This window comes from Paraburkholderia hospita (assembly GCF_002902965.1).
In the GTDB taxonomy this organism is placed as follows: Bacteria; Pseudomonadota; Gammaproteobacteria; order Burkholderiales; family Burkholderiaceae; genus Paraburkholderia; species Paraburkholderia hospita.
The window spans coordinates 71,076-97,741 of sequence record NZ_CP026105.1; the positions used below are offsets into that span (position 1 = coordinate 71,076).

The 26,666-nt window shown below is 63.2% G+C and carries 22 protein-coding genes; 6 read left to right on the plus strand and 16 right to left on the minus strand.

Features of this window, described 5'->3' with window-relative positions; genetic code table 11:
• Positions 1-9: 9 nt before the first annotated feature.
• From hslV to C2L64_RS00370, 8 genes are all read right to left on the minus strand, one after another.
• Positions 10-546: an ATP-dependent protease subunit HslV gene (hslV, locus tag C2L64_RS00335; protein WP_007582075.1), complete on the minus strand. Its 537-nt coding sequence runs from the start codon at positions 544-546 to the stop codon at positions 10-12.
• 411 nt (positions 547-957) lie between these two features.
• Positions 958-1,377: an RNA polymerase-binding protein DksA gene (gene dksA, locus C2L64_RS00340; protein WP_007582076.1), complete on the minus strand. Its 420-nt coding sequence runs from the start codon at positions 1,375-1,377 to the stop codon at positions 958-960.
• A gap of 658 nt (positions 1,378-2,035) precedes the next feature.
• Positions 2,036-3,118 carry a CobW family GTP-binding protein gene (locus C2L64_RS00345; RefSeq protein WP_176133764.1) on the minus strand — a complete coding sequence of 361 codons (1,083 nt, stop codon included), beginning with the start codon at positions 3,116-3,118 and terminating at the stop codon, positions 2,036-2,038.
• A gap of 178 nt (positions 3,119-3,296) precedes the next feature.
• Positions 3,297-4,499: a class I SAM-dependent rRNA methyltransferase gene (locus tag C2L64_RS00350; RefSeq protein WP_090834844.1), complete on the minus strand. Its 1,203-nt coding sequence runs from the start codon at positions 4,497-4,499 to the stop codon at positions 3,297-3,299.
• A gap of 86 nt (positions 4,500-4,585) precedes the next feature.
• Positions 4,586-5,509: a tyrosine recombinase XerC gene (gene xerC, locus C2L64_RS00355; protein ID WP_090834846.1), complete on the minus strand. Its 924-nt coding sequence runs from the start codon at positions 5,507-5,509 to the stop codon at positions 4,586-4,588.
• 11 nt (positions 5,510-5,520) lie between these two features.
• Entirely contained in the window at positions 5,521-6,240 is a 720-nt protein-coding gene (locus C2L64_RS00360) for a DUF484 family protein (RefSeq protein WP_090834848.1), read from the minus strand.
• 82 nt (positions 6,241-6,322) lie between these two features.
• On the minus strand, positions 6,323-7,183 hold the full coding sequence (gene dapF / locus C2L64_RS00365; RefSeq protein WP_090834850.1) for a diaminopimelate epimerase: 861 nt from the start codon (positions 7,181-7,183) through the stop codon (positions 6,323-6,325).
• 54 nt (positions 7,184-7,237) lie between these two features.
• The gene (locus C2L64_RS00370) at positions 7,238-8,122 is read right to left on the minus strand and encodes a lipid A biosynthesis lauroyl acyltransferase (protein WP_007744722.1); all 885 of its coding nucleotides are present in this window, start codon (positions 8,120-8,122) and stop codon (positions 7,238-7,240) included.
• A 273-nt stretch (positions 8,123-8,395) separates the two neighbouring features.
• Here C2L64_RS00370 and metK point away from each other — a divergent pair, with 273 nt between their 5' ends.
• Positions 8,396-9,583 carry a methionine adenosyltransferase gene (gene metK, locus C2L64_RS00375; protein WP_007582085.1) on the plus strand — a complete coding sequence of 396 codons (1,188 nt, stop codon included), beginning with the start codon at positions 8,396-8,398 and terminating at the stop codon, positions 9,581-9,583.
• A 225-nt stretch (positions 9,584-9,808) separates the two neighbouring features.
• Here the strand turns inward: metK and C2L64_RS00380 are convergent, their stop codons facing one another.
• Entirely contained in the window at positions 9,809-10,171 is a 363-nt protein-coding gene (locus C2L64_RS00380; protein WP_090834851.1) for a hypothetical protein, read from the minus strand.
• Between the two features lie 414 nt (positions 10,172-10,585).
• Between C2L64_RS00380 and C2L64_RS00385 the strand changes: the two genes are divergently transcribed.
• Positions 10,586-11,347 (plus strand): phytanoyl-CoA dioxygenase family protein, encoded by a 762-nt coding sequence (locus tag C2L64_RS00385; RefSeq protein WP_090834852.1) that lies wholly within the window; start codon positions 10,586-10,588, stop codon positions 11,345-11,347.
• A gap of 12 nt (positions 11,348-11,359) precedes the next feature.
• Here the strand turns inward: C2L64_RS00385 and C2L64_RS00390 are convergent, their stop codons facing one another.
• Complete coding sequence (locus C2L64_RS00390) at positions 11,360-11,560, minus strand: DUF3185 family protein (protein ID WP_007744726.1); 201 nt, start codon at positions 11,558-11,560, stop codon at positions 11,360-11,362.
• A gap of 309 nt (positions 11,561-11,869) precedes the next feature.
• On the opposite strand from C2L64_RS00390, the gene mgrA reads away from it, so the two are divergent.
• Complete coding sequence (gene mgrA, locus C2L64_RS00395; RefSeq protein ID WP_086918150.1) at positions 11,870-12,913, plus strand: L-glyceraldehyde 3-phosphate reductase; 1,044 nt, start codon at positions 11,870-11,872, stop codon at positions 12,911-12,913.
• Positions 12,914-13,794: 881 nt separating this feature from the next.
• On the opposite strand, the gene C2L64_RS00400 is transcribed toward mgrA, so the two are convergent.
• The 5 genes from C2L64_RS00400 to C2L64_RS00420 form a co-directional block, all read right to left on the minus strand.
• Positions 13,795-13,977 carry a hypothetical protein gene (locus C2L64_RS00400; RefSeq protein ID WP_007582094.1) on the minus strand — a complete coding sequence of 61 codons (183 nt, stop codon included), beginning with the start codon at positions 13,975-13,977 and terminating at the stop codon, positions 13,795-13,797.
• Positions 13,978-14,257: 280 nt separating this feature from the next.
• The gene (locus C2L64_RS00405) at positions 14,258-15,532 is read right to left on the minus strand and encodes an MFS transporter (protein WP_090834853.1); all 1,275 of its coding nucleotides are present in this window, start codon (positions 15,530-15,532) and stop codon (positions 14,258-14,260) included.
• Between the two features lie 139 nt (positions 15,533-15,671).
• Complete coding sequence (locus C2L64_RS00410) at positions 15,672-17,162, minus strand: efflux transporter outer membrane subunit (RefSeq protein WP_090835030.1); 1,491 nt, start codon at positions 17,160-17,162, stop codon at positions 15,672-15,674.
• An 11-nt stretch (positions 17,163-17,173) separates the two neighbouring features.
• Positions 17,174-18,451, minus strand: coding sequence for an efflux RND transporter periplasmic adaptor subunit (locus tag C2L64_RS00415; RefSeq protein WP_079498419.1), 1,278 nt, complete (start codon positions 18,449-18,451; stop codon positions 17,174-17,176).
• Between the two features lie 59 nt (positions 18,452-18,510).
• Positions 18,511-21,693 (minus strand): efflux RND transporter permease subunit, encoded by a 3,183-nt coding sequence (locus C2L64_RS00420; RefSeq protein WP_090834854.1) that lies wholly within the window; start codon positions 21,691-21,693, stop codon positions 18,511-18,513.
• Between the two features lie 439 nt (positions 21,694-22,132).
• Here C2L64_RS00420 and C2L64_RS00425 point away from each other — a divergent pair, with 439 nt between their 5' ends.
• Together C2L64_RS00425 and C2L64_RS00430 are read left to right on the plus strand one after the other, a co-directional pair.
• Positions 22,133-22,345: a hypothetical protein gene (locus C2L64_RS00425; protein WP_007582104.1), complete on the plus strand. Its 213-nt coding sequence runs from the start codon at positions 22,133-22,135 to the stop codon at positions 22,343-22,345.
• Positions 22,346-22,461: 116 nt separating this feature from the next.
• Complete coding sequence (locus tag C2L64_RS00430) at positions 22,462-23,493, plus strand: serine/threonine protein kinase (RefSeq protein WP_090835031.1); 1,032 nt, start codon at positions 22,462-22,464, stop codon at positions 23,491-23,493.
• 23 nt (positions 23,494-23,516) lie between these two features.
• Here C2L64_RS00430 and C2L64_RS00435 read toward each other — a convergent pair whose 3' ends face one another.
• Positions 23,517-25,514 (minus strand): DUF3857 domain-containing transglutaminase family protein, encoded by a 1,998-nt coding sequence (locus tag C2L64_RS00435; RefSeq protein ID WP_090834855.1) that lies wholly within the window; start codon positions 25,512-25,514, stop codon positions 23,517-23,519.
• A 421-nt stretch (positions 25,515-25,935) separates the two neighbouring features.
• On the opposite strand from C2L64_RS00435, the gene C2L64_RS00440 reads away from it, so the two are divergent.
• Positions 25,936-26,658, plus strand: coding sequence for a PepSY-associated TM helix domain-containing protein (locus tag C2L64_RS00440; RefSeq protein ID WP_090834856.1), 723 nt, complete (start codon positions 25,936-25,938; stop codon positions 26,656-26,658).
• Positions 26,659-26,666 lie beyond the last annotated feature (8 nt).

Consider the following 26,666-nt stretch of genomic DNA (forward strand, 5'->3'; position numbering starts at 1 on the left):
CGTGTGTCCTTACTCGATTGTCTCGATGACGCGGTTGTGGTTCGTGTAGATACACATGTCGCCGGCGATCTCTAGCGACTTTTCGACGATCTCGCGCGGCGAAAGATCCGTATTGTCGGCAAGCGCCTTCGCGGCGGCCTGCGCGTACGCGCCGCCCGAGCCGATCGCACAGATCCCGCCTTCCGGGTCGAGCACATCGCCGTTGCCGGTGATGACCAGCGTGGTGGTCGCGTCGGCCGCGATCAGCATGGCTTCCAGACGGCGCAGCATGCGGTCGGTGCGCCAGTCTTTCGCCAGTTCGACGGCGGAGCGTGTGAGATTGCCCTGATGCTTTTCGAGCTTGGCCTCGAAACGGTCGAGCAGCGAGAACGCGTCGGCCGTGCCGCCGGCGAACCCGACCAGCACCTTGCCGTTATAGATGCGGCGGACCTTCTTCGCGCCGCCCTTCATGACGATGTTGCCCAGCGTGACCTGGCCGTCGCCGCCGAGCGCGACCTTGTCGCCGCGGCGCACGGAGACGATCGTCGTGCCGTGAAATTGCTCCATATGCGTTCCTTTTGCAAAACTAGCGAGGACGCGGAGGCGTCGATGCGCCACCACGGAATCCGAGAGCGGCCGGCGCGCGATGCTGGGTGCCGCGCGCGCGTGCAACGCATGTCGGATTTATTTTAGGGCGGACGCTGCCATATCAAGAGCCGGAGTCGAACGGGCGCGAGAAAAGACAGAGAGTGTGTGGTGACTGGGAAATGCTGTCGAGGTTTCAGCAGCGGTAAAAGGTACTGACGGGCCGTCCGCGCTTCAGATTATGCAGTGCGCATTTACCGATTAGCCCGTGCAAGCCGGCGAGCGGCCCGATAAAAGCGCGGCCTGAAAAGAAAAAAGAGGCGCACGGTTCACCGTGCGCCTCTGACGAAGCGTGTCTGGGGCGCGGACCCCGAAAACCGCGCCGCCCGTCGATCAGTCGCCGAACAGCTTCTGGCGCAGTTCGCGGCGTTCCTGTGCTTCGAGCGACAGGGTGGCGGTCGGACGCGCGAGCAGGCGGGGAATGCCGATCGGCTCACCCGTTTCTTCGCACCAGCCGTAATCGCCCGATTCGATCCGCGCGATCGATTGCTGCACCTTCTTCAGCAGCTTGCGTTCGCGGTCGCGCGTGCGCAGTTCGAGCGCATGCTCTTCCTCGATCGTCGCGCGGTCGGCCGGGTCCGGCACGATCACGGTTTCGCGGAGGTTCTCGGTGGTCTGGCCGGCATTGCGGAGAATGTCCGCCTGCAGCTGCTCGAGCCGGTTCTTGAAGAAAGCGAGCTGATCCTCATTCATGTAATCCTTGTCGCTCATCTTCAGGATTTCGGCTTCGGTCAAGAGTCGTTTCGTGGTCATCTGGCTTGCTTCGTCAATGTGAGGCAAATCATGCCCGCACTTTCGTGTTGCCCGCAAAAGGCGCCTCGATGACGCTCAAATGAGCGCCGGCGAACACGGACGGTGGGCTGTCGTGACGCCGAAGCGCCGATGCGGGGCCGAACTCCTCTGGAAACCGATTCTTCCAATGCTCCTGAGGCAATGCTTCCCGGCAGCGCGTTATAAGCCGGAGTGTGGCCGGCCGGCATATCGGCGATGTCCCCGGATTAGATTTTCCGGCGCCGTTTTTCGGCCCGGCACGGCTGCGAAGCGACTACGCGCTTTACACCGGGCAAATCGTTCTCTTTCTCCAGTGGGGCCGTATTGTAACTGAATCACAATACGAAACCGCAAGCGGGGGAAATCCCTGCCGCAAACTCCACTTATCGTGAAAATATAACGCGCTGTTCACTAAAAAGCGATGGTCGTACACGTATTCTCGTAACAGGGTTTTCACGTGCTTTGACCGCAAACGGGCTTTTAAATTGCCGTGCTTGCGCTTTTGAGGTCCTTTTCGCGTTGGGAAGCGAACAGATGGCAGCTGGGACGAACGCTAAAAGGCGTCCATCCCAGCGCGCAGCATAGCTGCGTGGGACCAGAGTAAGGCGCTAAAGCGCCAACTCTGGTCGGCAAGAACGAATCAGACGAGGCAGGCTTCAAGACCGTCGGTGATCAGGTCTTGCGGCAGGTCGATGCCGATGAACACCATCTTGTTGGTCTTTTTCTCGATGGGTTGCCACTTGGCCGCGAGGTCGCTGCCCATCATCTGATGCACGCCCTGGAAGACGACCTTGCGATCGACGCCCTTCATGTACAGCACGCCCTTGTAGCGCAGCAGGCGCTCGCCATAAATCTGCAGAATGCCGCCGAGGAAGTCTTCGAGCTTGTTCGGATCGAACGGGCGATCGCTGCGGAAAACGAACGACTTGATCTTGTCGTCGTGATGCGCGTGATGGTGATGATGGCCGTGATCGTGGCCTTCGTGATCGCACTTGCCGTGATCGTGATCGCAGTTCGCGTGGTCATGATCATGATCGTGGTCATGGTCGTGATGCGCGTGATCGCGGTCGTCCTCGGCGAGGAAGTCCGGGTCGATTTCGAGCTTCGAGTTCAGGTTGAAGCCGCGCAGGTCGAAGATTTCCTTGATGTCCGCTTCACCGAAGTTCACGACGCGGATTTGCGCGCGCGGGTTCATGTGCAGCAGGCGGTGGCGCAGATCGCCAACCACCTTTTCGTTGACGAGATCGGACTTGGTGATGAACAGACGGTCCGCGAAACCGACCTGGCGCTGCACGACTTCGTGCTCGTCGAGCTGATGGTCGGCATGCTTCGCGTCGACGAGCGTGATGATCGCGTCGAGCAGGAATTCGTCGGCGATCTGGTTATCCATGAAGAAGGTCTGCGCGACCGGGCCAGGGTTGGCCAGGCCTGTCGTTTCGATCACGACGCGGTCGAAGTTCACCTTGCCTTCCTGCTTCTGCGCGGCGAGATCGCCGAGCACGCGCGCGAGGTCGCCGCGAATCGTGCAGCAGATGCAGCCGTTGCTCATCTGGATGATCTGCTCACCCGTGTCCTGCACGAGGATGTCGTTGTCGATGTTTTCTTCGCCGAACTCGTTTTCGATCACGGCGATCTTCATGCCGTGCTTCTCGTTCAGGATGCGCTTGAGCAGCGTGGTTTTGCCGCTGCCGAGGAAGCCGGTCAGGATAGTGACGGGAATCATGTTGTTCGCCATGTGAAGTCGCCTTGTGTTCGTCAAACTGGGGTGCGAACCGCGCGCCGCGCGCAGGGCCCGAACCGCATGAATTCAGCTGAATATTGAAGCATAAGTGCCGGGGTGCCGCTGCTGCACGGCCAAAGCCCCGTCAACGCCAGGGAAATAAGGCCTTAACTATGGGCGATCAGGCGATTTGCAACAATAGGCCTTTCAGATATTCGCCTTCCGGGAATGCCGTCAGCAGCGGATGATCGACGCCCGCGCCGAGGCGCTTGAGAATGCGCGCATCAACGCGCGCATCGGCCGCCGCGCCGGCGACGATCTTCTGGAACAGCTCGGCATCGATCGCGCCCGAGCACGAATAGGTGAACAGCAGGCCGCCCGGCCGCAGCAGCTTGAGGCCGGTGAGGTTGATGTCTTTGTACGCGCGCGCGGCGCGGTCCACGTGCTCGCGCGACGGCGCGAATTTCGGCGGATCGAGCACGATCAGGTCGAAGCGCTCGCCGTCGTCGTACAGGCGGCGCAGCGTCTTGAACGCGTCGGCGTCGAGCCAGGTGGCGCGTTCGGCGTCGAAGCCGTTCGCCGTGACGTTTGCTTGCGCCAATGCTAGCGCCTCGCCAGACGAATCGATCGATACCACGCGCTTCGCGCCGCCCTTGAGCGCCGCCAGCGAGAAGCCGCCGGTGTAGCAGAAGCAGTTCAGCACGTCGCGGTCGTTCGACAGTTCCTGCACCAGCGCACGGTTGTCGCGCTGATCGACGTAGAAACCCGTCTTGTGGCCGTTGCGCACATCGACGTGATAGCGCACGCCGTTCTCGCTGGCGATCAGCGTTTCGGGCGGCGCGTCTCCGGCGAGCACGCCGACTGTCTGTTCGAGCCCTTCCTTTTCGCGGATCGACACGTCCGAACGCTCATAGACGTTCGGGCAGCCCGTCGCGCCGATCAGCGCCTGCACGATCGCGTCCTTCCACGCTTCGACGCCCGCTGCCATGAACTGACAGACGATCTGGCCACGCTTCGTTTCATCATCCTGGATGTAGTAGTCGACGATCAGCCCCGGCAAGCCGTCCGCCTCGCCGAAGATCAACCGCGTCGCGCCCGTGTTGTGCACCATCGACTGACGGTGCGCGAGCGCGCTCTGCACGCGGCGCTTGAAGAACGCGTGATCGACGGGTTCGCTTTCGTCGAAGCTCCAGACGCGCGCGCGGATCTGCGAATGCGGGCTGTACGCGGCGCGCGCGAGAAAACGGCCGTCGTGTGCGCGCACCAGCACAGTGGCGCCGGCGGCGGGCTTGCCGTCGACGCGATCGATCGCATTCGCGTAGACCCACGGATGGCGGCGCAGCAGCGATTTCTCTTTCGACGGTTTCAGCGTAACGGTATTCATGACTTCGTGAGGATTCGGCAGAACAATATGCCGCCGGAAGCGGCAAAGCAGATATGACTGGCTGCGTGACCTAAAGTCGGGCAGCGTCAGTCGCGTTTTTTGGCGCGCGGGTGCGCCTGATCGTAGATACGCGCGAGGTGCTGGAAATCGAGGCCGGTATAGACCTGGGTCGCGGCGATGCTCGCGTGGCCGAGCAGTTCCTGCACGGCGCGCAGATCCCCGCTCGATTGCAGCACGTGCGTCGCGAACGAATGGCGCAGCACGTGCGGATGAACATTGGCGGGAATGCCCGCCGTGAGCGCCATGCGCTTCACGCGATCGCGCACGACATTCGGCGACATCCGGTTCCCACGCGCCGACACGAACAGCGGATGCGGATCGAGCTTCAGCAGTTCGCCGCGCACGGCGAGCCACGCGCGCAGTGCATCGAGCGCCTTGCTGCCGACGGGCACCGTGCGCCGCCGGTTGCCTTTGCCGAGCACTTCGACTTCCGCTTCGTCGAGCTTCAGCCAGCCCGTCGAGCGATAGCCGTCGGCGTCGAAGAAATGCACGTCGAGGTTGACCAGCTCCGACAGACGCAAGCCCGACGAGTAGAAGAGTTCGAGCATCGCGTGATCGCGCGCGCCTTCGGCTGTGGCCGTCGCGGGGGCTTCCATCAACCTGTGTGCGTCATCGACGGAGAGCGCTTTGGGCAGCGTCTTCGCGCGTTTGGGTGCGCGTACCGTCGCGACCGGGTTCGCGGGCAACTCGATGCGTCCGGCGAGCCAGCGGTAGAACGCGCGCCACGCCGACAGCCGATGCCCGATCGAGCGCGCCGACAGCCCGCCCGCATGCGCGCGCGAAACGGCGCCGCGGATATCGGTAGCGGTGAGGCTTTCGAGCGGCCGTCCGTTCGCGAGCTTTTTCAGCTCATCAAGTTCGTGCGCGTAGGCGCGCAAGGTATGCGCCGACAACCGCCGCTCATGCTCGAGGCTCGACAGATAGGTGGCGATCGGGTCGGCGGATGTCACGTGGCGGACGCTCAGCGCGGCAGCAGACGGCTCAGCGCGGCGCTCGCGAGCGCGCCGATCTGCGTGAGGAAATCAGTGGCCATGCCGTCGTGAAAGCGGCGCGAATCGGGCGAGCCCATCACCAGCAGCCCGAACGCGGCGGCGTCATTGGACGCTTCCGGGTCGCGCAGCGCGATCAGGGCGATCGATTCGGTGCCGTTCACGGACACGCCGTCGCCCGGGGCCGCGGCGTCGCCGACCACGGCCGACACGGCGGGTGTCAGCCATTGCGCCGCCTCGAAGCCCGTATTCGAGCCGCAGTACGGCGTGGCGAGGCTGTTTGCGAAGATGCGCACTTCCTCACCGACGTGACGCGTGAATTCCGCCTGCGAGTACGGCTCGGACACTTCCCACACGCGCAGCGCCGCTTGCGGCACGTCGAACACGTCGCGCAGGCCCATGGCGATCGTGCGCGGCAGCGCGCCCGGATCGCGTTCGGCCATCACGCGCGTCGTCCAGCGGCCGAATTTCGACGCGATGCTGTCGTTTTCGTGTCCGTAACGCAGCAGTTCGGCGAGACGCCGCTCGAGATGCTTGTTCTTCTCGCGCAGCATGTCCATCTGACGTTCCTGCAGCGACACGGCAGCCTTGCCGTGCGGATTGGCGAGCCGCACGGACGCAAGCAGTTCCGCGTGCTCGGCGAAGAATTCGGGGTTGGCTAGCAGGTAGTCGGCGACTTCGCGTTCGTTCATGGTTTCAGCTTAATGGTTGCGCGCTTCGTTGCTGTCTTGCTGCCGCGCCACGCGGTCCAGCCTCCGCGCGGCGTTGATGCATTCAGTCGGCCAGCTCTATTTCGCCTTCGAACACCGTAGCGGCCGGGCCTGCCATCATCAGCGCGGATTCGGGCTTGCCGTCCCACGTGATGGTCAGTGTGCCGCCATGCGTGTGTACCTTGACGGGTGCGTCGAGCAAACCGCGGCGGATGCCTGCCGCGACGGCCGCACACGCGCCCGTGCCGCAGGCGAGCGTTTCACCCGCGCCGCGCTCGTAGACGCGCAGCTTGATCTCGCTGCGGCTGACGATCTGCATGAAGCCCGCGTTGACCCGCTGGGGGAAGCGCGGATGGTTTTCGATCACGGGACCGTCGATCAGCACAGGGAAGGCCTCGACGTCGTCCACGATCTGCACGGCGTGCGGATTGCCCATCGATACGACCGACACCCAGCGCGTCGCGCCGTTGACGTCGAGCGGATAGAGCGCGTCGTTGCCTTCGCCGCGCGCATCGAGTCCGCTTGCGTCGAACGGCACCTGAGCCGGCTCGAACACGGGCGCGCCCATGTCGACGACGACTTCGCCGTTTGCCTGCATGGTCAGCGTGATCACGCCTTTCTGGACCTGCACACGCACGCTCTGCTTGTCCGTGAGGCGCGTATCGCGCACGAACTTGACGAAGCAGCGCGCGCCGTTGCCGCAGTGCTCGACCTCGCCGCCGTCGCAATTGAAGATGCGGTATCTGAAATCGACGCCTTCGACGGTCGGCTTCTCGACCACCAGCAACTGGTCCGCGCCGACGCCGAAATGCCGGTTCGCGAGCGCGCGCACCTGCGCTTCCGTCAGATTGAGCGGTTGCGTGTAGCCGTCGAGCACGACGAAATCGTTGCCCGCGCCGTGCATCTTGGTGAATTTCAGTTTCATGCCGCTATTGTAAGTGACTGGCCGGACCTCTCGCCCACTGTGCGCCGCCGCGCTTCAGTAAAAACTCGGATCGCCGGGCGGGCGCGTCTTGAAGCGCTTGTGCACCCAGTAATACTGCTCGGGAATGCGCGGAATCTGCTCTTCGAGAAACTCGTTCATGCGGCGGGCGTCGGCGTCGTCGTCGCCCGTCGGATAGTTGTCCCACGGCTTGAACACCTTCAGCCGATAACCCTTGTAGTTCGGCAGCACTTCGCCGATGAACGGCACGACCTGCGCGCGTCCGACTTTCGCGAGACGCCCGACGGCCGTCAACGTACACGTCGGCACGCCGAAGAACGGCACGAAAGTCGAGTTGCGCATGCCGTAGTCCATGTCGGCGCCCAGCATCACCGGTTTGCGCTCGCGCAGCCAGCGCAGCACGATGCGCGCGCTGTCCGCGCGGCTGGCCATTTCGGCATCGAAACGGCCGCGCTGTGCTTTCGCGACTTCTTCGAGCTGCGGGTTCGACATCGGCTGATACAACGAACCGCACGTGCGCTTGAGCGAATAGTTCAGAAAAATCGAACCGGCTTCGATGCCGACGAAATGGAAACCCAGAAGCAGCGTGGGCGGCAGATCGGGATCGGTGAGATCGATTTCGCTGTCGACCTGGATCAGTTTCTCGAGCTTCTTCGCCGAGCCGAACCATTGCATGCTGCGCTCCAGATAGCTGCGGATCGCGTGCCGGAAGTGCTTTTGCGCGACTTCCTCACGGCGTTCGTCGCTCCACTCGGGGAAGCACAGTTTCAGGTTGATATGGACGATGCGGCGGCGGCGGCTCGGAATCTGGTAGAGCAGCCAGCCGAGGCCGTCGCCCAGACGCGCGACGAAGCCATACGGCAGCAAAGCGAACAGTTTGAGCAGACCAATGGCCAGGTTGACACCCAGACGGCTCAGCATGCGGCAGCTCCGATTTGTGCGCGAAACCACGCTGGGTAAAGAAAAGCAACAAAAGGGTCGATATACCGCACGCGCAGACACTCTGTGACAAAAGAAAGAAGTCGCTATAATAAGGGCTTCGCCGAGTTAATAGACAACTTGCGGGGCGAAGCCGACGGGCGTTTATCTTTCAGATAGCCGACCGACGGTTAGGAAATCCGCTAAAGCGTCGCCGCTTCAGGCTCGAAGCAGGCTACGTGAAACTCAACCGTAACCAACAAGGGAGCCTGTAACGTGGCTAACGACTACCTCTTTACTTCTGAATCCGTCTCCGAAGGCCATCCGGACAAGGTCGCCGACCAGATCTCGGACGCCATCCTCGACGCGATCCTCGCCCAGGACAAATACTCGCGCGTTGCCGCGGAAACGCTGTGCAACACGGGTCTCGTCGTGCTGGCGGGTGAAATCACCACGACTGCCAACGTCGATTACATCCAGGTCGCGCGCGATACGATCAAGCGCATCGGCTACGACAACACCGACTACGGCATCGACTACCGCGGCTGCGCGGTGCTCGTCGCGTACGACAAGCAATCGCCGGACATCGCGCAAGGCGTCGACCGCGCGCACGACAACAACCTCGATCAGGGTGCTGGCGACCAGGGCCTGATGTTCGGCTACGCATGCGACGAAACGCCCGAACTGATGCCGCTGCCGATCTACCTGTCGCACCGCCTCGTCGAGCGTCAGGCGAATCTGCGCCGCGACGGCCGTCTGCCCTGGCTGCGCCCGGACGCGAAGTCGCAGGTTACCGTTCGCTACGTCGACGGCAAGCCGCATTCGATCGACACCGTCGTTCTGTCTACGCAGCACGCACCGGAAATGGAACTGGCGCAACTGCGCGAAGCCGTGATCGAAGAGATCATCAAGCCGACGCTGCCTGCTGAGCTGATCAAGGGCGACATCAAGTTCCTCGTGAACCCGACCGGCCGGTTCGTGATCGGCGGCCCGCAAGGCGACTGCGGTCTGACGGGCCGCAAGATCATCGTCGACACGTACGGCGGCGCGGCTCCGCACGGCGGCGGCGCGTTCTCGGGCAAGGATCCGTCGAAGGTCGACCGCTCGGCTGCGTACGCTGGCCGCTATGTCGCGAAGAACATCGTCGCGGCGGGCCTCGCCTCGCGCGCGCTGATCCAGGTGTCGTATGCAATCGGCGTGGCACAGCCTACGTCCGTGATGGTCAACACGTTCGGCACGGGCCGCGTGTCGGATGCGACGATCACGCGTCTGGTTCAGGAACACTTCGACCTGCGTCCGAAGGGCATTGTCCAGATGCTCGACCTGCTGCGCCCGATCTACGAAAAGACGGCAGCTTACGGCCACTTTGGCCGCGAAGAGCCGGAATTCTCGTGGGAAGCGACCGACAAGGCACTCTTGCTGGCAGAAGCCGCCGGCACGGAGCCGGTTGCCGCTCTCGCCTGAGTGAAGCTGTGAATACGCCGCGCGGCTGATTGTCGCGCGGCGTTGTTCGTTCAGATGGCAGGAAGCGAAAACGCCCTGCATGCGCTGAGAAGCGCATGCAGGGCGTTTTGTTTTGGTGTGGCGGTTTCGTGCGAGCCGCGTGCGCAGGTCACACGCGCCACGACGCACTAATGGCCGCAGCGGCGCATCTATTGCATGCGAACGCGAAAACGAACGGGCGCGCGCTTAGCGCGCAAACGCGAACCAGCCTTCGCTCGTCACCGACAGACGGCGCGGACGGCGGCTCGTCGGATGCGGCGCGCTCGCGGGCTTGGCGGCACGCGGCGACACGCCGAGCATCCGCACGGGCGCCGGGTTGCGCAGCAAAGTACGCAGCGAGAAACGCCGCGACGCGCCTTGCATGCTCAGTGCGCTGAAGAAGGTGCGGAACCAGACTCGCACGTTATCGACGGGTTTCGCGTCGCGCAGTTGCTCGGCGAGCGCGCGTGTGCGCGCGGTATGGTGACGCAGCGCGCGCGCCACATGGCGGCGTGCGGGACGTGCGGCGTTGAACGCGTGGGTGATGCGAGTGCTCAATGGGCTGTGCATGGCTTTAGGAATCAGGCGACGTGACACGCGACGAAAGGTGCGGCAAATGCAGCACCATCCATGCCAGCGAGTGGGACGCAATAGCCTGAGGAAAGACGGAGTGAATCAGCAGCGGCTGCGAATGGCCGTGCCGATGGCGGGATAGCGTGTGTTGCAATCGACATGCACGACAGGCTACACGTGATTCGTGACCGTCGAAAGTCCGGAGGGATCAGGGTTTTTACGAGGACGAAGCCCCCACGATCGCGCCCTTTGCGCTCGACGAACGTGCACGGCTGCCCATCCGGCGTGCAGCGTCGCCCGTCCCGATCGCACGTCGGGCGCAAGAGAAACGCATGACTGGCGCCGGTACGATCGTGCCCGTTTTACAATGAGAAGCCGTTGTCGAACGAACGCTAGCTGAACGGAACGTCCATGTCAGTCCATTCGAAGAAAGAGCAGATCCAGGTGCTGCGGGATCAGGGTTACATCATCGTCCCGGGTCTCATCACGCCCGAGCGCTGCGCTGAGATGAAACAGATCGCGCGCCAGCAGTTGCAGGAAGCCGCCGATCCCGTCGAATTCGAAGCGGACCTGCGCTATCCGGGCGCGCCGGAGTCGAAGCACGCGCCGGGCGGTCATACGGTGCGGCGACTGCTGGACGCGTACGCGCGTCATCCGCACTTTGCCGCCTGGGCGACGGCGCCTGAGCTTCGCGGCTGGATGGAACTGTATTTCGGCGAAGAGCCGCGCCTGTCGCGCGCGCATCACAACTGCATGATGACCAAGCATCCCGCGTACGGCAGCCTGACGGGCTGGCATCGCGATGTGCGTTACTGGTCGTTCGAGCGGGACGATCTGGTGTCGGTGTGGCTGGCACTCGGCGACGAAACCGTCGATAACGGCGCGCTCTGGTTCGTGCCCGGCTCGCACTCGGCGGCATTCACGTCGGAGCGTTTCGACGACGCGAAGTTTTTCCGCTCCGATCTGCCCGAGAACGACGCATTGATCCAGAAAGCGGTGTCGCCCGCATTGAAGGCGGGCGACGTCGTTTTCTTCCACTGCAATACGCTGCATTCGGCAGGCAAGAATCTGTCCGATCAGGTGAAGTTCTCGCTGGTCTTCACCTATCACGGCGCGAGCAACGTGCCGCTGCCAGGCACACGCTCCGCGTCCAAGCCCGAAGTGGCGTTCTGAGCATTCAGCGTTTTAGCGCTTTGACGACGCGAGCCCGATTAATCCGGCGAGCGTCGCGACGATGCCGCCTGCGATCAGGAAGATGGTCTTGTTGGTCGGCGAGCCGGTGAACACGCGCGACACGTCGTTGCTGAACGAATGAAACGACTGGCCGCCGAAGTACAGCAGCACCACGCCGCCGGCGATCAATGCGAGCGAGATCGCTTTGGTCATGAACACTCCTCATCGTTGAATTACAGTGGCCGAAAGTCTAGGTGATGGGCGGCGCCGAGTCCATGTTCGCTTCCCGCAATGTGGGCGTCTGCAGCGAGCGCGGCGATTGGCTAACATAGCGTGTTGGGCCGCTGCTGCATGATTGCGCGCCGGTGTGATACCGGTATCAGATCGCGGATATCCGTGTATGGCATCTGCAAGGCGGCGCTTCGCTACAAAGCATCACCAATCACAACAAACACGCATTATTCACGCGATGCGCGCGCCGCATCGCAGACTCCACTCCTGTTCTCGACAAGGACACCATCGATGGCTTACGAAGCAGCTTCAGCACGCTATTCGGACATGCAGTACCGCGTTAGCGGCAAGTCAGGTCTCAAACTGCCGGCGCTGTCGCTCGGCCTGTGGCACAACTTCGGCGACACCACGCCGATCTCGACGCAACGTGACATCCTGCGCACGTCGTTCGATCTCGGCATCACGCACTTCGACCTCGCGAACAACTACGGCCCTCCGTACGGCAGCGCGGAAACCAACTTCGGCCGCATCTTCAAGGACGATTTCAAGCCGTATCGCGACGAACTGCTGATTTCGTCGAAGGCCGGCTGGGACATGTGGCCCGGCCCGTACGGCCAGGGCGGCGGCTCGCGCAAGTACATCCTCGCGAGCCTCGACCAGAGCCTGCAGCGCATGGGTCTCGACTACGTCGACATTTTCTATTCGCACCGCTTCGACGTCGACACGCCGCTCGAAGAAACGGCGGGTGCGCTCGCGAGCGCCGTGCAGCAGGGCAAGGCGTTGTACATCGGCATTTCGTCGTACTCCGCGCAGAAGACGCGCGAAATGGCGAAGCTGCTCGCTGAATACAAGGTGCCGCTGCTGATCCATCAGCCGGCGTACAACATGCTGAACCGCTGGATCGAAGAGGAACTGCTCGACGCGCTGGAAGAAACCGGCTCGGGCGCGATCGCTTTCACGCCGCTCGCGCAAGGCGTGCTGACGGGCAAGTACCTGAACGGCGTGCCGCAGGATGCGCGCGTCAACAAGGCGGGCGGCGGCTCGCTGAAGCAGGAACATCTGAGCGAGCAGAACATCGAGCGCGTACGCAAGCTCAACGACATCGCGCAGCGTCGCGGTCAGAGCCTCGCGCAGATGGCGCTTGCATGGACGCTGCGCGATCCGCGCGTGACGTCGGCGCTGATCGGCGCGAGCAAGCCCGAGCAGGTTCGCGAGAACGTTGCGGCGCTGAAGAACCTGTCGTTCACGGCGGAAGAGCTTGCCGAGATCGATCACTATGCGACGGAAGGCAGCGTGAACCTGTGGGAGAAGCCGTCGACGGATCAGCATGTCTGAAGGGTTTTTGCTTTCGCTGGCATTCGGAGGGCGGTGTTTTGCTGCGCAAGCTGTCTGGTTTGCAGGTGTTTTGCGCTGGCATCCGCGATTTGTTAGCGTGCTTCACGCGTCGCCCCTGTGCGGGGCGGCACCTACTTTTCTTTGCCGCCGCAAAGAAAAGTAGGCAAAAGAAAGCGGCTCACACCGCCAGCCCGTGCTCTTATCCACGGGCCCCCAACGGCCCCGTCCTTCACACGGCAGCGTATCGGTTCGCGTGCGTTGCCAACGTTCTCTCTATACTCCTCACCCGCTTCACGCCCCCGCGTCGCAGCATGCCGTGCCAGATAGTCCACCGCCGCCCAGGTGGCAAACTGTGTGTCGGCCCCCTGTGCTCCACGCGCCTCACTTCGGACGGATGGCGCATGCACTCCACCCTGTAAGAGCGCTCACGCCTACGACGCGACAACCTACACAAAGTTTGCCACCTGGGCGGCACAAACCATTCGCTGCCGCTTGCCCGTGCACGGGTATTCGAAGCGGGTGAGGCGTTGATTTGAAGCGTTGGCAACGCACGCGAACAAGGGCGCTGCCGTGTGAAGCGTGGGGACGTTGGGGGCACGTGGATAGGAAGATGGGCTAGCGGTGTGAGCCGCTTTCTTTTGCCTACTTTTCTTTGCGGCGGCAAAGAAAAGTAGGTGCCGCCCCGCACAGGGGCGACGCGTGAACCTGGATAACAACTCGCGGATGCCAGCGCAAAACACATGCAAGCCAGACAGCTTGCGCGGCAAACACCGCCCTCCGGTTGCCAGCGCAAAACACCTGCAAACCAGACAGCTTGCGCAGCAAAACACCGCCCTCCGGATGCCAGCGCAAATGCAAGAATAAAAAACAAAAGCAAACCGCTACACCAGCGCAGGCAGCCCCTCCACCAGCACGACCGCAAACACCACACCCAGCAGCGCGCCAAGAACGCGCAGCGTGTTGTGCCTGAACTCGGTTTTGCAGGGCAGCGCGCCAAGGAACAGCGCCCCGGCCAGCGCCATCGGAATGACCAGAATGAAATCACCGATCGTGAAGTAGTGCATGCCTGTCTCCTTTGTGTACTCGTCTGACGCGACTGCATGCGGCGCGCCTGACTACCAGTATAGGAGACGGTATCGATGCGTTTGGTGGGCTGGAGCGCACGCGGGCTTCTGTCCCTCGCGGCGCACAGCCAGGCGGGACAAGGCTTTGCGCCATGTGCATGGCGACGCTCGAAATCCCGCGCTGTGCAAACGCCCGCTTACGCCTACCTTTCCGAATATGCGCTTTATCGGTGGAAACGCGAGCGGGCGCGGCGTTCGTTGGATGAACGCCATGTAACGTCTACGCCATGTCGACGCGCTCGCGAGCGCGCAGCCGCGCCGACGCCAGTATGCCGACCACCAGCAATCCGCCGACGAGCGCGGCAACCCCCGTCCACGCATAAGTCGCCCACACGCGCCCGCCATACGAGCCGACGATGCTCGATCCGAGGTAATACGCGAGCAGATACAGCGCGGCCGCCTGTCCTTTCGCTTCCTTCGCGATCCGGCCGACCCAGCCGCTTGCGACCGCGTGTCCTGCGAAGAAGCCGAACGTCACGCAGGCGATCCCGCACGCGATCAGCGCAAGCGACTGCGTGACCGTCAACAGCAAACCGCACAGCATGATGACGATGCTGCCGATCAGCACGCGCCCGCGCCCGAACGTGTCGGCCATGCGACCCGACCACGGCGACGCGACGACGCCCGTCAGATACACGACGAAGATCCCGCCGATAGCCGTCTGACTCAACCCGAACGGCGGCGCGAGCAGGCGGTAGCCGATGTAGTTGTAGAGCGTCACGAAGCTGCCCATCAGCACGAAGCCCATCAGAAACAGCAGCGGCAAACCGGGTCGTCCTAGATGCTTCACGAGCGCCGTGCGGTGATGCGAGAAGCCGAGTCCGCGGCGCGGGACGAAGTGGCGCGACGGCGGCAGCAGCGAGCGGAACGCGAGCATCGACAGAATGCCGAGTACGCCGATCGTGCCGATCGCGACGCGCCACGAGAACAGATCCGCGACGACGCCCGTAATCACACGCCCCGCCATCCCGCCGATCGCCGTGCCACCCACGTACAGGCCCATCGCGAGGCCGAGGCCGTCGGGATGCACTTCCTCTGCGAGATAGGCCATCGCGACGGCGGGCACGCCGCCGAGCGCCAGCCCTTCGAGCGCACGCAGCAACAACAGTGCGTGCCATTGCGGCGTGAACGCGACCGCGAGCGTCAGCAGCGAAGAAGCGGTGAGCGAAGCCGTCATCAGCCGATGGCGGCTCCATCCCTCCGACACGAAGCCCGCGACGAGAACGGCGAGCGCGAGCGCCGCCGTCGTCAGCGACAACGACAGGCTGCTTTGCGCGGGGCTGACATCGAATGAAGCGGAGAACGCGGGCAACAGCGGCTGCACGCAATAGAGCAGTGAGAACGTCGCGTAGCCGGCGAACAGCAGCGCGAGACTGGCGCGCCAGTAGGCGCGCGTGCCGCGCTCGAGATACGGCGCGCCGGTGGAGGAAGCAGAAGAGGATGAAGCGAAAGACGATGAATCAGCGGGCCGACTCGGGTCCGACGATGCGGTCACAACAAAACTCCCGGAAACGATTGAAACGACGCAGAGACTCGCGCGATAAACGTGTGTAATCAGCGCGAAGGGTCAACGATACGCCGATTGCGCGTACCACGTCGTCGAATCCGGCAACAGTAAAGGAACGCGAGCCGTGTTAGCCGCGCGTCGCGCCGGGCGCGCTCGCGGGCTGATCGGTGGCATCGGGATGCGTGAGCTGTTCGTCGGTGGGCAGCGACGTCGCCTCCCAGCCGCCCCCAAGTGCCTTGATCAGCGCGACGCTCGCGGCCATCCGGCGGCGCGCGATCGAGACCGCTTCGCGCTCGTTGGTGAGCGCCGTCGTTTGCGCGACCACCACGTCGAGATACGTGATCGCACCGTTCTTGTAGCGGTTCGACACGATCGCGAGCGAGCGCTGCGCGGCCGAGACGGCGTCGTCCTGCGCTTGCGCTTCCTGTTCGAGCACGCGCAAGGCCGCGATGTTGTCTTCGACCTGGCCGAACGCCGTCAGCACTGTCTGTCGATACTGCGCGATGCCTTCGTCGTAATTCGCCTGCGCTTCGGCTTTTTTCGCGGCGCGTCCGCCGAAGTCGAGCAGCGTGCCGGCGAGCGTCGGCCCGAGCGACCAGAAGCGGGCCGGCGCAAGCAGCCAATCACTGAAATTGGTCGCCTCCAGCCCACCCGTCACCGACAGAATCAGATTCGGAAAATACGCTGCCGTCGCGACGCCGATCTGCGCATTCAGATCGACCATCTGCCGCTCAGCGGCGGCGATGTCGGGCCGCCGCTCGAGCAGCGTCGACGGCACGCCGACGGGTGCGACGGCGGGCACGGCGACGAGCGGTGCGACGGGCAGCGAGAACGTCGACGGCGTCTGGCCGATGAGGATCGCGATCGCGTGTTCGAGTTGCGCGCGCTGCACGCCGAGATCGATCGCCTGCGCCTGCGTCGTGCGCAACTGCGTCTGCGCCTGCGCGACGTCGGCGTCGGTGGCGATGCCGCCTTTGTAGCGGTTCTGCGTGAGTTCGACGGCTTCCTTGTAGGCAGCGATCGTATCGTCGAGCAGTTGCTGTTCGCGGTCGATGCCGCGCAGTTCGAAATAGTCCGTCGCGAGTTCGGCCTGCATCGACAGCAGCGCGCTTTGCGCATCGGCGGCGCTTGCCTGCGCGTTCGCGCGCGCACCTTCGACGCTGCGCGACACGCGCCCCCACAAGTCGGGTTCCCACGTCGCGTCGGCACCGACGATCCAGTCGTTGAGCGTCTTGCCTGCCGTCGATTTGAACTTCACGTTCTCCGACGACCGCGCGCGCGAGTAGCCGCCATTCGCGGTGACGACGGGGAAGAACTGCGAGCGGAACTGCTCGACCTGCGCGCGCGCCGCGCGGAAACGCGCCTGCGCGGCCTGCACGTTCTGGTTTGCGCTGGCGACCTGTTGTTCGAGTGCGTTCAGCGCGGAATCGTTGTAGACCTCCCACCAGGCGCTGCGGATACGCGCGTCGGCGGGCTCGGCTGTTTTCCAGCCTGTGCCTTCGAGTTCCTTGTAGGTAGCGGCCGTTGTTGCCGCGGGCCGCTTGTAGTCGGGGCCGACCGTGCACGCGGCAAGGAGACTCGCGCCCACCAGCGCGAAAGCCACCGAACGAAGACGCATGCGATACGTGCTCACTCTTGTGCCTTTGCAGTCTGCTCGCTTTGCGACGAAGACGAGCCGCTAGAGGCGCCCGAAGCACCGGACGCACCTGCTGCGCCGCCCGCTTTCGGATGCACGATACGCACCGCCGCGCCATCGACGATCGAATCCTGCGGATTCAGAATCACCTGCTCGTCGCCCGTCAGCCCGGAGGCGATGGCGACGCGCGTGCCGTAGTCAGTGCCGAGCGCGACCTTGACGAGCTTCACGCGCTGCTGAGCATCGACGGTCGCGACTTTCACGCCGTCCGGACGGAACAGGAACGCGTTACCCGGTAGCGTGTACGGCGCGGCGGCCTGCGACTTCAGCGCGAAGTGCACTTGCGCATAAGCGCCCGGCAGCAGATCGCCGTTGCGGTTGTCGACGTCGACTTCGACGAGCATCGTGCGCTGCTGTTGATCGACGGCGCCCGACGTGCGCGCGACCGTGCCGGGGTAGTGCTTCGCTGGCGTTTCGGTGAGCGTCAGAAACGCGCTCTGCTGAGCCTTCACTTCCTGCGCGTAAGCCTGCGGCACGTTCACGTAGACGCGTAGCCGGTCGGCCTGAGCGAGATGGAACAGTTCCTTCGCCGGGCCGCCCGAGCTGCCGGCGTCGATCAACGCGCCAACGTCGACGTTGCGCGCGGTCACGATGCCGTCGAACGGTGCGTAGACCTTCTGGAACGACTGCATCTTTTCGAGCCGCGCGACATTGAAGCGCGCCGCGTCGAGCGTGCCTTTCTTCGCGAGCATGTCGCCGACTTTTTCGTCGGTTTCCTGCTTCGAGACGGAATTGCTTCTAAGCATCTCCGACCAGCGGTCGGCGGTACTTTTCGCGAGCGTGTAGGTCGCTTGTGCGTTGGCCAGATCGGCGCTCGCCGCCTTCAACTGGTCGTCGACTTCGGGCGTGTCGATTTCGGCGAGCAGTTGCCCCGCCTTCACGCGCGCGCCGATATCCGCGTACCACTTCTTCACATAGCCGTTGGTGCGCGCGTAGATCGGCGTATCGAGAAACGCCTGCACGTTACCGGGCAGCACGAGATCGAGCGCCGCCGCGGATTTCTGCGGCTTCACCACTTCGACGCTCAGTTGCGCGGAATGCTGCGCGTCGCGCTCCAGCGCGGCATGCGCGTCGTGACGCGACCAGATGCCCTGCGCAGCGAGCGCCAGCACAACGATCGCCGCGCCGATTACGATCCAGCGCGAACGGTTCGATGAGCTGCGCGGGCCTTCCCCGTGCGGCGCGGACTCATCAGGACGATTCCCTTCCATCAGAACTCCAGATACTGTGCTTGCGCATCGTTGTTATGACCGTGGCCACGTCGGCCACCTTATTGCGGCTTCTGGACGACATGCGCGGCGGCGCGTGCGCGTCGCTCCGACAGCCGTCGATAGATCATCGAAAACACTACGGGCACGAACACCAGCGTCGCAATCGTGCCGATGGTCAAGCCGCCGATCACCGCGCGCCCGAGCGGCGCATTCTGCTCGCCGCCTTCGCCGAGGCCGATCGCCATCGGCACCATGCCGATCACCATCGCGAGGGCCGTCATCAGCACGGGACGAAAGCGCGTGAAGCCCGCTTCGATGGCGGCGCGCGTCGCGTCGCCATGTTCGAGCAACTGCTCGCGCGCAAAGCTGATCACGAGAATCGAGTTCGCCGTCGCGATGCCGATACACATGATCGCACCCGTCAACGCCGGAATGGACAGCGTGGTATGCGTGAGAAACAGCATCCACACGATGCCCGCCAGCGCGCCCGGCAGTCCGGTGATGATGATGAACGGATCGAGCCACGACTGGAAATTCACGACGATCAGCAGATACACCAGCACGATCGCGAACACGAGGCCGGTGAAGAGGCCCGAGAACGAGTCGTTCATCGTCTGCACCTGGCCGCGGAGTTCGATCGACGAGCCTTTCGGTAATTGTGCCTTGGTGTCGGCGATGATCTTCTGGATGTCGTCGGAGACGGCGCCGAGATCGCGGCCGTCGGCGGTGCCGTAGATATCGATCGTGGTTTGCGCGTTGTAATGCGTGAGCACGGCGTTGCCGGCTTCGCGCCGCATCGTCGACAGCGCACCGAGAATGTTCGTGTGGCCGTTCGCATTCAGCGGAATGTTCGCGAGCGATTGCAGCGAATCGATCGTGTATTGCGGCGCCTCTGTGATGACGTTGTAACTGACGCCATTGCGCGGATTGAGCCAGAACGTCGGCGTGGTCTGCTGGCTGCCCGACAGCGTGATCAGCAGATTGCTCGCGACGTCGCGCTGCGTGAAGCCCGCCTGTTGCGCGCGCGTGCGGTCGACGTCGACGAAGATGCGCGGCAGGTCGGACGGCTGCTGGATGCGTGCGTCGGCAAAGCCCGGTATCGCGCGCATTTTGTCGAGCAGCATCGCGGCGAACGCGCGATTGCCCTGCACGTCGCGCCCTACAATCTGAATGTCGATCGGCGACGGCATGCCGAAGTTCAGCGTCTGGCTGACGATATCCGCGGGCAGGAACGCGAACTGCACGCCAGGGAATTCGTCGGTCAGCGTGCGGCGCAACAGGCGCACGTACTCGGCCGTCGGCTTGTGATCCGCGTTCAGACTGATCAGGATGTCGGCATCCGACGTGCCGATTGTGCCCGTCGCGCTGTACGACAGGTTGATACCCGATACGGGCAAGCCGATGTTGTCGATGATCGAATGCAGCTCGTCGCGCGGGATCAATTCGCGGATGCGCGCATCGACGCGATCGGTGACGACGGCCGTTTCCTCGACACGCATGCCCGTCTTCGCGCGCAGATGCAGCGCGATCGTGCCGGCATCGACGGCAGGAAAGAAGTCGCGGCCAAGGAACGGCATCAGCAGCAGCGACAGCAGACAGCACGCGAGAAAGCCCGACACGAAGAGGCCGGGCCGCGCGACGCGTGCCACGAGAAACTCACGATAACGCCCGCGCAGATTCGCAAAGCCGCGCTCGAACGCGAGGTGCACGCGCATGAACGGGTTGCGCGTCTCATGCGAATGATGGAAGTCGGCGGGACGATGGTGATGGCGCAGCAGATACTTCGCGAGCGTCGGCACCAGCGTTCGCGAGAAGAAGTACGACGCGAGCATCGCGAACACGACGGCTTCCGCGAGCGGGATGAACAGATAGTGCGCGACGCCCGTCAGCAGGAACATCGGCACAAACACGATACAGATCGACAGCGTAGAAACCAGCGTTGGAATCGCTATCTGATGCGCGCCGTCGAGAATTGCCTGTTCGAGATTCTTGCCCTGTTCGAGCTGGTGACTGATGTTCTCGATCGCGACCGTCGCGTCGTCGACGAGAATACCGACGGCGAGCGCCAGCCCGCCCAAGGTCATGATGTTGATCGTTTCGCCGAGCGTGGACAGCGCGATGATCGACGTGATCATCGACAGCGGGATCGACACGGCGATGATCAGCGTTGCGCGCCAGTTGCCGAGGAACAGCAGAATCATCAGGCCCGTCAGGCACGCGGCGATCAGCGCTTCGCGCAGCACGCCTTGCACCGATGCGCGCACGAACAGCGACTGATCCGCGACGGGATCGATGTTCAGCGACTCGGGCACGAGATTGCGCAGCGCCGGCATCATGGTCTTGATGCGATCGACGATTTCCAGAGTGGATGTGTTGCCGCTCTTGTTGATGGTCAAGAGCGATGCGCGCTGACCGTCCACGCGCACGATGTTGGTCTGCGGCTGATAACCGTCGCGCACATGCGCGACGTCGCGAATATAGACGGTGCCGTTCGGCCCCGATTTGATGGGAATGTTGTTCAGGCCTGCGAGCGAATCGGGGCTCGCATTCAACTGCACCGAATATTCCGTCGAGCCGATTTTCGCGGTGCCTGTCGGCACGATCAGGTTCTGTGCGGTGATCGAATTCACCACATCCATCGGCGACAGATTGCGCTCCTGCAGCTTGCGCGAATCGATATCGACCATGATCTGGCGCTGCTTGCCGCCGTACGGCAGCGGCGCCGACGCGCCCGGCACGGTCGCGAGCTGAGTCTTCAGGAAGTTATTACCGTAGTCGAACAGTTCCTGTTCGGTGAGCGACGGCGACGACAGCGACAGCCGCAGGATAGGCACGGTGGATGCGTTGTAGCGCAGTATGTTCGGCGGCGTGATGCCGGGCGGCAGCGAGCGAAGCTGCGTTTGCGACAGTGCCGTGACTTGTGCGAGCGCTTCGTTGATGTTCGCGTGCGGCTGAAAGAAGATCTTGACGACGGCGATACCGTTGAGCGAAGTCGATTCGACGTGCTCGATATCGTTCACCGCGACGGACAGCCCGCGCTCGTAGTTCAGCACGATGCGCTTTTCCATCTCGTCGGCAGGCAGGCCGTTGTACGTCCAGATCACCGACAGCACGGGAATGTCGATGTTCGGGAAGATGTCGGTAGGCGTGCGCAGGATCGTCAGTGGGCCGATGATCAGCAGCAGCAGCGCGAGCACGACAAACGTATAGGGGCGCCGCAGCGCGAGACGAACGATCCACATGAACAGGGCGGTCCGGTGAGGGCGGGAGCCGCTGCTTCTGGCGGCAGCGAGCATTGCGCGACGGCGGCCCGGCCGGCCGTGCGCGACAGGAATATAACGCGTATCGTAGCTTACATCGACATTTTTGAGACTACCGTGCGGTCCGGTTTATGATGAGCCTGTTACGGGTCGTTACAGTTAGGGTTTCGTAAGTCGAATTGACGGAACGGATGCCTCACGAGGCCTTACTTTTTACTTTGCCAAAATGCCCGGAAGGGCAACAATCGGGTTCAGGGGTTCGCCCGGCGCATGTGTGCCGGATGGAATGCGAGTCGATCCTAGCCCCTGGTTTTTAGGATTCAGGTGCGTACGCAACCATCCGGATGTTGCGGCGCTTTTATCATCACGTTGACCGGCACAGTCCCAAACAAGCCGGCAATTGGGAGAACGGGGAAACATCATGCAAGTCGGTTCTATTGTTCGATCCGTGCATATCGCCGTGCCACAAGGTGCACGCGGGATCGTGATGCGCATTCTTGGCGACATGGCGATGGTGGCGTGGTACGCCGGCGAGCCGGGAACGTCGAAGATACTGAACACGGAACCCTTTTTCCTCGAGGATCTGATCGACACGGGCGAATTCGTCCGCCCCGCTGGCGCGCAGATACATTGATCGCGGTCTTCTTGCCTGCTGTCGTGATTGACGAGATGCGGCGCCGCTGAGCGGCCGACGCATCGCGAGTGACACTGGCGCTCGTTTTTGCGCGCGGCACGGCGCACAATGCGGGCATGAACGAAGACACTCCCGAGATTCCCACCCCGCAGGACGGCCACGCCGTTCCCTTCGCCCGCCTCACGCCGGAAGTCGTGCTGGACGCGCTAGATAGCGCGCTCGACACGGTAGGCGTGCGCACGGACGGGCGCATGCTGCCGCTCAACAGCTACGAGAATCGCGTGTATCAGGTTGGCGTCGAAGACGGGCCGCCTGTCGTCGTGAAGTTCTATCGGCCGGAGCGCTGGACCGACGAAGCGATTCTCGAAGAGCACGCCTTTGTCGCGGAGCTGTGCGAGCGAGAGATTCCGGCCGTGCCGGCGCGCACGCTCGATGGCCGCACGCTGCACACATTCGACGGCTTTCGCTTTTCCATCTTCGAGCGGCGCGGCGGCCGCGCGCCCGATCTCGACCGCAAGGACACGCTCGAATGGCTTGGCCGGTTTATCGGGCGCATTCATGCGGTTGGTCAGACGGTGAACTACGCGGCGCGCCCGACGCTCGACATCCACACCTTCGGCTACGAGCCCCGCGACTATCTGCTCTCTCAAGACTTCGTGCCCGCTGACGTGCGGGTTGCGTGGGAAGCGGTTGTGAACATGGCATTGGAAGGCGTCGAGCAGGCTTTCGAACGTGCAGGCGACGTGCGCCAGTTGCGCATGCACGGCGACTGTCATCCGAGCAATGTGCTGTGGACCGACGCAGGCCCGCATTTCGTCGATTTCGACGACAGCCGCATGGGCCCCGCCATTCAGGATCTGTGGCTGCTGCTGCCGGGCGAACGCAACGAGGCGTCGCGCGCGTTGACGGATCTGCTTGCGGGCTATGAGGACTTCTGCGACTTCGATCAGCGCGAACTGCATCTGATCGAAGCGTTGCGGACCTTGAGGCTGATTCACTACTCGGCGTGGCTCGCGCGTCGTTGGGACGATCCGGCATTTCCCGCCGCGTTTCCGTGGTTCAACTCGCAACGCTATTGGGAAGACCGCATTCTCGAGCTGCGCGAGCAGGTCGGCGCGATGCAGGAAGGGCCGCTCTGGCCGGTGTGATGCTTGAGCGTGTGTCGCGCTCGTCAGTCGGCGGATTGAGCGCGGGCTGGGGATCCGGCGATCACGCGTGACGGTGTCGATTGCATCGATGAAGCGCCGCGTGCCGCATCCGCAACTGTCGAGCGCACGATCACTTGCGCGCGCACGTCGCGGCCGATCGTTTCGATGCCCGCGCGCATCTGCGTGAAATCTTCCGGCGAGCAGACCTCGCTGCCAAAACGTGTGGTCCCGTCGCGCGTCACGGTGATGACATTTGCGATCGCGTCGTACGAATAGGTCGAGCGATAGTCGATGAAGCGGTCTCGCGCGGCCATTGCTTCCGGCACATCGAGCACGCGAAAATTTGCAGGCAGTGCAATCTGCGTGCGCTCGTGCAACTCGACATTGCGACACACGAAAGGCTGCGTGCGCTGCCGTTCGCCGAGCCAGTAGCGCGCGTCCGACTGAAATCCGCCGACGAAGCTCGTCAGCGCCGGAATCGATGCCGCCGTGCCAGGCACGACGAAGTCTTCGAGTTTGCCTTTCATCGTGAGCGACAGTGGGCCGTCTGTTGCGTTGAGGTTGCTGGTCGATAGCGTTGCTGTGCCCGAGAGGTTCACGAAGCGCAGTTCCGCCTGGAGCGACTCTTCGCGCTGCGCAGGCGTTTGCATGCGCAGTAGCGCGCGTCCCTGTTCTGCCGCCCAACCCACGGATTCCAGCCGGTAGACGAAGGTCGCGGAGCCATCGTGCGCGACGTTGATCGACAGATCGGTGGTGCGCGACATCGTGGCCGTCGACGGTGTGCGCGACAGCACGCCTGCGTTGACGAGCACGACGGGGCGGTTCATGTCGGTGGACGGCAGATAGCCGAACTCGACGTTCGGCGCGGTCGAATCGGCGTATAGCTGAAGCTCGGGCAGCCACGTGATCACGTGATTCAGCACGCCGTAGCCGGGCACGTCGGGCAGCGTGTAGATCGTGCCGCTGCTGATCAGCGCGGGCTCGTTGCGGATGCCGATGGCGTCGAGCAGCGCGCCATACAGCGCGACGTGGTCCTTGCAGTCGCCATAACGCAGCGCGAGGATTTCCGTCGCGCGATGCGGCACGACCGCGCCGCGTCCGATGTTGACGGCGACATAGCGCACGTTCTTGCGCACCCAGTCGTAGAGCGTCCTGGCTTTTGCACGCGGCGTCTGATCGCCGGCGGTGAGCGAGCGGGCCAGTCCGACGATTGCCGGATCGCTGCCGCTGGCATCGACGGCCGATTCGCGATACTTGGCGGCGAACGCGGCGTAGTCGGGAAACGTCGAGACCATCAGCCGGTCGCCATAGCTCACGTACGCAATCGATCCATATTCTAGCCGCGCGAAATGCGCCTTGTCGTAGCGGAACTCATAGCGCGTGCGGTCGTTCTTCGTCGACGGCGGCAGTGCGGTGAAGCCGCGCGCGTCGGCGTAAAGCGGCTTGTCGGCGGGCAGATCGTAGACGAGGCGGAAGTTGTGAGTCGGCGCTAGATCGGGCGGTGTGAAGTCGCTGAAATGACCCGGCACGATCGGCTGCATCTGCGTCTTCCGATACGTCAGGTGCACGCGCGCACCCGGCTCGACGGCGGGAAACACGATCACCTTTTCGAGGATGTCCTGAAACATCGGCGCATCGAATGAACGCGCTTCCTGCACGTCGCGAATCTGCTCGGGGCGCACGTCGTGGCGCGTGCCGTCGGCGGATGTCGTGTACGCCTCCAGAATGTCGACGCTCGCCATGTTGCGGTTGAACCAGATGTAGTACTGCGCGACACGCGCGACGCCCGCCTCGTTATTCACGCGCAGCGTCATTTCGTCGATCTTCGTATAGGAGCCGTCGGCGTTTACCGTGAAGGTCTGTGTTTCGCGTTCGTTCGTGTATGGCTCGATGGGCGCGGCCGTTGCGGCGTTCAGTGTGGTCAGGCCTGCGTTGTTAGCCGCCTGGTCGGCAGCGCGGGCCGCGCCTGTGCAAAAGGCGCAAGCAGCCATCGCGATACGGAAGATCGTGAAAAGGCGCATGGGGAATCAGGCGTCCGAAGGAATTGGTCTAGTTCTGTCGCACCTCACACTTCAAAATCACACGACGTTTGTGTCAAGCGGGCAAACCGCACACAACGGCAACATTTTCCGGAAGCCGGCCTAAGCCTTCGGGATTGAAAGAAATTACATTCTGTGTAATGATAGTTATTCTCATCTGAAGGGCGTCGCCAGCTAATCGCCATCTTTCTACTCTGGTTCCATGCAAGGAACTTGCTGAGACGAATCAGCCAGCCAGCTCTTCGATGACCATTCTGCTTTTGCCCGGAATGCCATAGCTGCCATCTGTCACGTGGCAAGCGCGCTTCGGGCATCCGTCTTTCCGCTCCGGAACGACATTTCCAGTTTCCATTCCAACGTTGCCGCACGCCGGTGACGCACGACCCGTCTTGCCAGGAACACGATGAACGCGCCCGAATCGATCGAACTGAAGCCTGCTGCCCGCGCGGGCGTGATGCCTGCTGCCGTCCAGCAGCTGGACGCGGACGAGCTGGCCGCGCGGCGTCAGCGCTCGCGGCGCGCGAACTTCATCAAGTGGCTGCGCAAGGTGCATGGCTGGGTGGGGCTATGGGGCGCCGTGCTCGGGCTGCTGTTCGGCGTGACGGGCTTTCTGTTGAATCACCGCGCGGGACCGCTGAAGGTGTCGTCAGGCGAGCCGCAGGTCGAGCAGTTGCAGATCGCGTTGCCGCAGAAGGGCTTCAAGTCGCCCGGCGACATGGCGCACTGGCTGAAGGACGAACTGCATATCGACGGCAAGCCGGGCAGGGCGCGCCGCGAGCCCGCGCACCCCGTCGCGTGGGGCGATCAAAGCGCCGTGCAGCCGGAGTTCTGGCAGCTTGCGATCGCCGCTCCGGGGCAGAACGTGCAGGCCGAGTATTGGGTGGGCAACGGCTTCGTGTCGGTGAAGCGCACGCAAAACTCGTTTCTCGGCACGATGAACAACCTGCATAAGGGCGTTGGGTTGAGCGTCGGTTGGATGCTGTTGATCGATACGATCGCGGGCAGTCTGATTCTGCTGTCGCTGACGGGCGTGCTGCTGTGGACGGAACTCAATAAGCGGCGGACCGTGGGTGTCGTGCTGATCGGCGGGTCGATCGTGGCGGCGGTGGTTTGTGGGTTGATGTGATTTCTATG